This is a genomic window from Zhongshania sp. (assembly GCF_041623545.1).
Classification (GTDB): Bacteria; Pseudomonadota; Gammaproteobacteria; order Pseudomonadales; family Spongiibacteraceae; genus Spongiibacter.
In genome coordinates this window covers 1-8,495 of record NZ_JBFJWS010000129.1, presented here as the reverse complement: position 1 = coordinate 8,495, position 8,495 = coordinate 1, and the positions used below count along the sequence as shown (strand labels likewise).

The window sequence follows — 8,495 nt, the reverse complement described above, 5'->3', positions numbered from 1 at the left end:
GGGATAAGAGCTCTTTGCGAGGGATGGTTGGCTCGGCGCTATTAATGCTAATTTTTATGCGCTGGGTTGACGGCTTGAACTCCGCGCCGCAATGACTGATATCGAAAGTCATTGCGACAGATCGAAGAAATGCTGAAGACGCGACGTGAATAGTTGTTGAACAGATTATGCGTGCTAGCCCATTGTGGGTGGGACGGTGTGATTAGCAGGGTGAGATGAGGGCCATCCCAAGTCTATTGGGTAGAGCGAGGGCCGGTAGAGCGAGCCGAAGGTTATATCTTTGAAGAAAGCCCCAAGTGTTCTTTTGGGGGGTGATATGGTGGGCCTTCCCAGACTTGAACTGGGGACCTGCCGATTATGAGTCGGATGCTCTAACCAACTGAGCTAAAGGCCCATTTTTCTTTGTTTGGCTACCGAAAATCCCGAGCGCATTTTAAGGTTCAAATTGCCCAAGCCGTTCGGTAGTAGTCGTTGTCAGCGACGTCTTAGCAAGTACACTAGAAAAACAGCGCGCATTATAAAGCGCGTGAGCGCCGTTGGCCAGTGCTTCCTTAGGTCCATATTCGCGGAAAGTCTTTGAGGTGCCGTGCTATTTTTGTGCTTAAGTAGGATATAAGTGCAATAATTGGCGAGACATTGTCTCTTTAAAGGAACTGACATTGGACGATAAAGAGCGGATTTTAAAGGCCTACCTAGATGATAAGCGCCAGTCCTTGCAGGCGCCGTTAGCGTCGGTCGCTGCCTACACCGAGTCATTACTAGAGTTGCCGATAATTGCCGGTGATGCCGCTTTGCTGGGGGATGCGCGGCGCATTGCTAGCGCTGCTACTGAAATGCTTGATGTATTGCAGGTGGTTTCATCGCTAACAGTGTCCTCCGAGACAGAAATTGCGCGGTTGCGACACGACCTGCGCAATGCCATCGGTTTGGTTGATGGTTACAGTGAAATGCTGATCGAGGATTGTGATGCCCCAGAAGCGCAGTCGTTTCTTGCCCAAATACGCCATCAATCCCGGCTTTTTCAAGAGCGTTTAGATAGTTTCGCATTGCAGTCTGGCGAGTCGTCTAAGGCTGATCCAATTGCGGCGATGTTCCAGAGTTTTAAGCGAGGCATTATTCGTGATGACCGCGATCATCTCACCGGCAGTATTTTGGTGGTAGATGATAATGACAGCAGTCGAGATTTACTGGCCCACCAGCTTCAGCGTCAGGATCACATGGTCATAGAGGCGGCAAGCGGTGCGCGGTGTCTTGAGATCATGCGCAGTGCGAATCCAGATTTAGTATTACTTGATCTCGTTATGCCTGATATGAACGGCTATGAGGTGTTGCAGGTCATTCGCAACGACGAGTTCTTGCGTCGAATTCCTGTGGTCGTAGTCAGTGGGATGCAAGATGAGGAGGGAGCAGTGCGGTGCATCGATGCGGGTGCAAGTGATTACTTACTTAAGCCGGTGAATGCTACATTACTGCGCGCGCGGATCGGCGCGCTGTTGGAGGCTAAGCGGTGGCAGGATAGGGAGCGGGAGTATTTGGCTGAATTGGAAAAGAGTCAGCGTTTTATTCGCAAGGTATTTGGTCGCTACTTGTCTGATGAAATTGTTCAGCGCCTGCTAGACGATAATAATGGTTTAAAGCTTGGCGGCGAGCGCCGTACAGTCACTATTTTGATGGCGGATATTCGTGGATTTTCGGCGATCAGTGAGCAGCTCGCGCCCGAGCAATGTGTGCAATTACTGAATAATTATTTAGGCGTAATGACTGAGATCATTCAACGCTACCGCGGTACCGTTGATGAGTTTGTTGGCGATGGAATTTTAGCGATCTTTGGTGCGCCGGTTAGCGATCACGATGACTGCGATCGGGCCTTGGCGTGTGCTGTGGCCATGCAATTGGCGATAGACGAAGTCAATGTGCGCAACCGTGCCGACAGTTTGCCAGAGATAGCGATTGGAATCGGTCTGAATACTGGCGACGTGGTGGCCGGTAATATTGGCTCTGAATTACGGTCAAAATACGGCGTAGTGGGGCACAACGTAAATCTTACTGGTCGTATTGAATCCTGTACTGTTGGTGGTCAAATATTGGCGTCACCGGCCACTGTGGCTGCGGCAGCGGTCGAGGTCCTGACTGGGAAGGGTGTAACGGTCGCGTTGAAAGGGGTGGCCGATACGCTGGAGCTGCTAGAGATTTTGGGTGTGGGTTTGCCCTATGATTTATTGCTGGGTGCTTGTCAAACACCTTGGCGGGAAGTGTCGCCACCATTGGCATTGCGTTTAAGTTTAATGAGTGGCAAAAAATTAGCAGGGTTGCAGGTAGCTGTTCAACTTGTGGCGGCGGCGGGAGAGCAATTGCGACTGCTGAGTGACGAGTCTCTGCCGCTGTTGGCCGATGTGCGTTTAGAAGGATTAGTTGAGAGTTGTTATGCCAAAGTCACCGAGATAAAAGGCAATAACTACACGCTGACAGTGACGTCGGCATCGGTAGCTTTACGGGAAGCCCTGCTTGAATTATCGACGTCTAAATATTGAGTGAGAAATAAATGCCAAAAGTGTTGCTGGTTGAAGATAACGAAATGAATCGAGATATGCTCAGTAGGCGTTTGCAGCGCAAAGGCTATGAGGTTTTATTGGCGGTTGATGGTCAGCAGGGTATTGACCTGTGTCGAAGCGAAATGCCGGAATTACTTTTGCTAGATATGAGTTTGCCTGTGAAAGATGGCTGGCAAGTGGCAAGTGAAATGAAGGCCGATGGTGGACTTAATCATATTCCTATCATTGCGCTAACGGCCCACGCAATGGCCGACGATCGCCAGCGTGCGCTGCAGGCGGGCTGTGACGATTACGATACCAAGCCCGTGGATTTGCCGCGGTTACTGAGCAAAATAGAGCGCTTACTAGGGCGGCCTGAATGAGTTTTACGCGTCGCCTGACTTTATCGTTTGTTGCTATTTTGGTCTTGTCTTTAGGCAGTGTCCTTATTCAGATATGGGGTAATGACACCCGTCGTCGCAATGTGTGGCTTTTGCAGCATGTGATTCGAACCCAGTCTGAACTCAATGATTTTAGTCAGCGGATGTATAGCACTCACCGAAAAATTTTGGTGGTCGAGGCGCTGTCGGGGTCGGGTATTCAGCATCGTATTACTGAGCAGGAGCTGCAGGAGCTACTCAGCACTATTGAAGCCTTGTCGGCTTTGGAGGCAGAGTTAAATGGTGACTTACAAGAATATCTTGAAGACGGCCGCTATCAATATTTGGAGGCGCAGCAGTTGTTGCGCCGTTGGCGTAAATTCTTAGAGCAGGGTGATGAGCTTGATGCCGCGGTGGTGCAGCGTGAGTACGAGGCGCTGAGTAGTCGAATTAGCGCCAATGAATGGTATTTACTGACCCGCTCGGATGAAATAAACGTCGGCTTGCGCAATGTAGTGAGTATGACGAATAAGGTCGCATTGGGCGTGTTTTTATTGGCTTTGCTCACCACCTTTATTCTCGGTTATTACATGACCCGTTACACCCGCCGCTCCATTCGCCAATTGCAAAAGGGTACTGCCGAATGGGGTAGTGGCAATTTCGATTATAGTATTGGCGATATGGGCCATGATGAGTTTGGGCAGCTAGCGAAATCTTTTGATGATATGGCCTCTAATCTGCGTGAGGCTATGGCGCGGGTGCGCGAGGCGAGTCGTCGCGCGGATGCTGCAAACCAAGCGAAAAGTGGTTTTATGGCCAATATGAGCCATGAGTTGCGCACGCCAATGAATGCGATTATTGGCTACTCGGAAATGCTTCTTGAAGATATTGAAGATGAGCCAGAGATGCCGGTTGAACGTTTGCGACCTGATTTGGCAAAAATTCAGCTCGCCGGTAAGCATTTGCTTACCTTGATTAATGATGTTTTGGATATCTCAAAAATAGAATCTGGCCGTATGGCAGTGTACTGGGAAGACGTGGCATTGGAGGAGATCCTGCGCGACGTCGAGATTACCATGGCGCCGTTAATGGCTAAGAATGGTAATACCTTACACTGCCATTTTGATCTGCAAAGTGAACTGATTCGCACCGATGTGACACGCTTTCGTCAAGTGCTTTTGAATCTGCTGAGCAATGCGGCTAAATTTACCCGTCAGGGAGATGTCTACCTGTCGGTATCCGAGCAGTCTTTGGATGGTCGTACTTATCTTGTTGCGCAAGTTCGTGACAATGGTATTGGAATGAGTGAGGAGCAGCTCGGCCGGGTATTTGACGCCTTTGTGCAAGCGGATTTGTCGACCACAAAACAGTACGGCGGCTCCGGCTTGGGTTTGACCATTTCGCGTAAATTTGCTGAATTGTTAGGGGGCTCCATTACCGTTGAAAGTCAGCCTGGTAAAGGTTCGACATTTGAGTTGAGGCTGCCTTTGGGGGCGCAGGAGCTTGGCCTAGCCACTGAGTTTGATGGTGTCGCGATAGGTGATGTGCTGGTCATTGATGATGACCCAGCGGCGTTGGAGTTAAGCGCCAGAACCTTGATAAAAGCGGGTTATCGAGTGCGCCTTGCTAATTCGGGCGTCGAAGGTATGCGCATGGCGAGAAGCCAGCGTCCTGACGTTATCTTGCTCGACGTCATGATGCCCGGTATGGATGGATGGCAGGTCCTGCACAATTTACGCAGTGATCCAGGCTTGTCTGATGTTCCGGTGTTAATGCTGTCAATGCTCAATGAGCGCGATTTAAGTTTGCTGCTTGGCGCTAATGAGTATTTGGTGAAACCTGTCGATAGCGCGGTTTTAACTGCGACTGTTCACGAGCTTTTGCCTGCGACGGCGGTGGGTAATTTGCTGCTGCTGGAACAGGGTGGCGCTTTGTCAAAGGCGATTGCCTTGTTGCCGGGCGCTGAGTACTGGCAAATTTTTCACTGTGTTGACGTCGCCAAAGCCAAAGCTTTACTAAAGGATTTGCCATGGCAGTTAGTGGTGGTGGGGCCGCACAGTGATGCTGATGCTGTTACTGAGTTCTTGGCGTTTTTACGTAAAGACTATGGCCGCAAAGTGCCTATCATGTTGGCCCAGACCGAGTCTGATATTCAGAGTTTGTGTGACCAATTGGGTGCGTATTTGAACCGAAACTAGGTTTATTGAAGGCTTAATTGGCGTAGTTTTTCAAGGGCCTGTTGTAAGGCCTGCGCTTCACTGTGTAATTGTAGTTGCTTGGCCTCTGCGGCTAAACGGGCTTGATTCTCAGTAGCGAGGTGCAGGGCGTTCTCAAGGCTAAGCGTTAAGCTTAGGCGCAACATTCTGAGGCTGATATCACTTTGCGGCTTACGCAGTGCGCGGAGGTAAAGCTCGTCGAGGGCGCTGGTCGCCGCATTGATATCTTGGTTTTGTAGATGAACTAAACACAGTCCGGCCAAGGCTTGTTGCTTCAGCAGTTCATTGTCGGTTTTGAGTGCTGTTTGGAATTCGGTTTCAGCTGTTTGATATTGCTGATTTTCAAGCTGTTGCAGTGCTGGAAGTAACGCTGAAGGCTCAGGGCTTTGTAGTATTGCTGGAGTTTGGCAGGCGCTAATGGCAAGAAGAGTGCAGAGCAAGGATGGGCGAGTAAGGCGGTATGGCATAAATCTGTTTTCCGTGTGCTGTCTTTAAATCACTCGGTTTGAATTTGTGGCCGAATCGAATTCGTTTCGGCCACAACAGATTTTACTCGTCGAGGAAGCTGCGCAGATGATCTGAGCGAGTTGGGTGGCGCAACTTACGCAGTGCTTTGGCTTCAATTTGGCGAATCCGTTCCCGGGTAACGTCAAACTGTTTGCCAACTTCTTCCAGGGTATGGTCGGTATTCATATCAATACCAAAGCGCATTCTGAGTACCTTCGCTTCACGTGCGGTGAGGCCGGCCAAAACGTCTTTGGTCGCTTCGCGAAGGCCTTCGCCCGTTGCTGACTCTATCGGTGACGAGATGGTGCCGTCTTCAATGAAATCACCTAGGTGCGAATCTTCGTCATCGCCAATCGGGGTTTCCATTGAGATTGGTTCTTTGGCAATTTTCAGTACCTTGCGAACCTTGTCTTCTGGCATTTCCATGCGTTCGCCAAGCTCTTCTGGCGTCGGCTCACGACCCATTTCTTGCAGCATCTGCCGCGAAATGCGGTTTAGCTTGTTAATGGTTTCGATCATGTGTACTGGAATACGGATAGTTCGCGCCTGGTCGGCGATCGAACGGGTAATTGCCTGACGAATCCACCATGTTGCGTAGGTCGAGAATTTGTAGCCACGACGGTATTCAAACTTATCTACCGCTTTCATTAAGCCGATATTGCCTTCCTGGATCAAATCGAGGAATTGCAGGCCGCGGTTGGTGTATTTTTTGGCAATCGAAATAACGAGACGCAGGTTGGCCTCGACCATTTCTTTTTTGGCGCGGCGGGCGCGCGCCTCACCGATAGAAACCCGGCGATTGATTTCTTTGATATCGGAAATCGTCAGGTCTTGGCGTTCTTCGATATAGGCAATTTTGTTCTGGATGCGGCGAATAACGTCGCTGTAGTCAGCTAGCTTTGGGTGCTTCTTAAGTAGCTCGTCGGCCCACTTTAGGTTAGCTTCGTTGCCCTGAAAGCTGCGAATAAATTCTTTGCGATCAATACCGACATTTTTAACGCAGATTGTCATGATCTCGCGTTCCATTGAGCGGATAGAGCTCAAGGTGGTGCGCACCTCTTCAATGAGAGGGTCGAACATGGCTGGGGTGAGTTTGAAGTATTTAAAAATCTCACCCAGCTCATTCAATTCTTTTGCAGTCTGCTTGCTATAGCGACCGTGGGCGGCAATTGACGCCTCCACCTTGTCTGATTGTTCTTGCAGGGCGGCAAAGCGGATGCGGGCTTCTTCTGGGTCTGGTCCAGACACTGCCTCGTCTTCGTCTTCTGCGTCAGCAGTGGTGTTGTTTGCTTCGGCGGCCTCAGCAGCTGCAGCAGCCTGCTGCTGCGGCGATTGCACATTTTCGGCAGGGTTTAAGTAGCCGCTCATGATGTCGCCTAAACGACGCTCTTCAGTGGCAACTTTGTCATATTGTGCCAAGATGCCAGTGACGACGCCGGGGTAGTAGGCCAGTGCGGCCATGACTTCCCGAATACCTTCTTCTATGCGTTTGGCGATAACAATTTCGCCTTCGCGGGTCAGTAGTTCAACTGTGCCCATTTCGCGCATATACATGCGCACTGGATCGGTGGTGCGGCCAGTTTCAGTTTCAACGGCGGCCAGTGCCGCAGCCGCTTCGGCGGCAGCAATATCATCTGGAGAGTCGCTGCCAGACATGATAAGGGTATCTTCGTCAGGTGCGTGTTCAAACACCTGAATACCCATGTCATTGATCATCTGAATGATTTCTTCAACCTGATCCGGATCAGAAATGTCTTCCGGAAGGTGGTCGTTAACCTCAGAGTACGTTAAATAACCCTGTTCCTTGCCTTTGGCAATGAGTTGTTTAAGGCGCGATTGATGCTTTGAGTCACTCATTCTTTCAAATTACCCGCTAGGTTCAGGTGAAAAACAGCCGCAAATTATACCCTATGCGTACCCTATACGACCAGTAAATTCCGGCTACGTTCGGGTAATGGCCAAAGTATTAGCGTTGATGTTTCTGGTTGAGCAGCTGCTGAATGGCCAATAGTTGTCTTTTGAGGTCGTCGTTTAGTTCAGCGTAGTTGTCACCGGCTGTTTTGTCGAGCTGTCCAAGTTCGCGTAGCTGCTCAACTTGCTGGCGTAAGTGCAGCTGGGATTTCTGTGTGGAAAGGTGCTTGAGGGTGTCTAAAAAAGCGAGCTTGGCTTTTTCGTCATCAAGTTCTGGGCCGAGTAGGGCGATGGTTTTAAGTGCTTCGATTAAAATATCGTATTCGGCTTGGCCATACCAATGGCCGAGGAGCATGGCAGTGCTTGAGCCGGGGCGCTTGTTGAGTAAGTTTAAAATATCGCTTAGTAAGCTTGCTGCGGGGCTGGCGCCGTCGGTGTCGAGTGCGAGGTTTTGGCTCGCGGCACCTCGGGGGTTAAATAGTACCATGGCGAGCGCAAATAACAGCGGGTCGCGGCTGCTGCTGGGTAGATTGGCAACCAATTTCTTGGTGCTGCGGGCGCTTGGTTCGCTGGGCGGTGGACTCGGGTTGTCTGCGGGTAGTGGCGCTGGTGATGTTTCGCTTAGCAGTTGATCTAGTGCATGGCGGCTGAGACCGGTGCGCTCCGCTAGAGAGTCGAGCATCAGCTGCCTGAAAACCCCCGGCGGTAATAACTGCAGCATTGGCAGGGCCAGCTTGCTCAGTCGCGCCCTGCCTTCGAGGGTGCTGGGATCGGTCTGGCTGTTAAATGACTCGAAAAAATACTGTTCCAGCGGTTGGGCTTGGGCGAGGAGTTTTTGAAAGCCCGCGGCGCCATCGCGATTAACAACGCTGTCTGGGTCATCGCCTTCGGGTAGGAATAAGAAACGAATGCGGCGGCCGTCTTCCATGGTGGGTAGGGCATTTTCGAGG

At 50.7% G+C, this 8,495-nt stretch carries 5 protein-coding genes, 1 tRNA gene and 1 pseudogene; 3 read left to right on the top strand and 4 right to left on the bottom strand.

The window, feature by feature from the left end:
• Positions 1-317: 317 nt before the first annotated feature.
• Positions 318-394: transfer RNA gene (locus ABYT30_RS11930), tRNA-Ile, on the bottom strand.
• A 265-nt stretch (positions 395-659) separates the two neighbouring features.
• On the opposite strand from ABYT30_RS11930, the gene ABYT30_RS11925 reads away from it, so the two are divergent.
• The 3 genes from ABYT30_RS11925 to ABYT30_RS11915 are packed head-to-tail and all read left to right on the top strand — an operon-like array spanning position 660 to position 5,109.
• Positions 660-2,531, top strand: a complete 1,872-nt coding sequence (locus ABYT30_RS11925; protein ID WP_373082643.1) for an adenylate/guanylate cyclase domain-containing protein — start codon at positions 660-662, stop codon at positions 2,529-2,531.
• Positions 2,532-2,542: 11 nt separating this feature from the next.
• Positions 2,543-2,914, top strand: coding sequence for a response regulator (locus tag ABYT30_RS11920; protein ID WP_373082640.1), 372 nt, complete (start codon positions 2,543-2,545; stop codon positions 2,912-2,914).
• On the top strand, positions 2,911-5,109 hold the full coding sequence (locus ABYT30_RS11915; RefSeq protein ID WP_373082638.1) for an ATP-binding protein: 2,199 nt from the start codon (positions 2,911-2,913) through the stop codon (positions 5,107-5,109). Before ABYT30_RS11920 ends, ABYT30_RS11915 begins: the two co-directional genes overlap by 4 nt.
• A 2-nt stretch (positions 5,110-5,111) precedes the next feature.
• On the opposite strand, the gene ABYT30_RS11910 is transcribed toward ABYT30_RS11915, so the two are convergent.
• The 3 genes and pseudogenes from ABYT30_RS11910 to ABYT30_RS11900 all read right to left on the bottom strand — a co-directional run.
• Positions 5,112-5,594: a hypothetical protein gene (locus ABYT30_RS11910; protein WP_373082635.1), complete on the bottom strand. Its 483-nt coding sequence runs from the start codon at positions 5,592-5,594 to the stop codon at positions 5,112-5,114.
• Between the two features lie 82 nt (positions 5,595-5,676).
• The gene (gene rpoD / locus ABYT30_RS11905; protein ID WP_373096654.1) at positions 5,677-7,491 is read right to left on the bottom strand and encodes an RNA polymerase sigma factor RpoD; all 1,815 of its coding nucleotides are present in this window, start codon (positions 7,489-7,491) and stop codon (positions 5,677-5,679) included.
• Positions 7,492-7,600: 109 nt separating this feature from the next.
• Positions 7,601-8,495 (bottom strand): annotated as a pseudogene (locus ABYT30_RS11900) (DNA primase); the annotation flags it as partial.

Coding starts and splice junctions, on each gene's coding strand:
- ABYT30_RS11920 (WP_373082640.1), top strand. CDS start 2,543: ATGCCAAAAGTGTTGCTGGTTGAAGATAACGAAATGAATCGAGATATG.
- ABYT30_RS11915 (WP_373082638.1), top strand. CDS start 2,911: ATGAGTTTTACGCGTCGCCTGACTTTATCGTTTGTTGCTATTTTGGTC.
- ABYT30_RS11910 (WP_373082635.1), bottom strand. CDS start 5,594: ATGCCATACCGCCTTACTCGCCCATCCTTGCTCTGCACTCTTCTTGCC.
- rpoD (WP_373096654.1), bottom strand. CDS start 7,491: ATGAGTGACTCAAAGCATCAATCGCGCCTTAAACAACTCATTGCCAAA.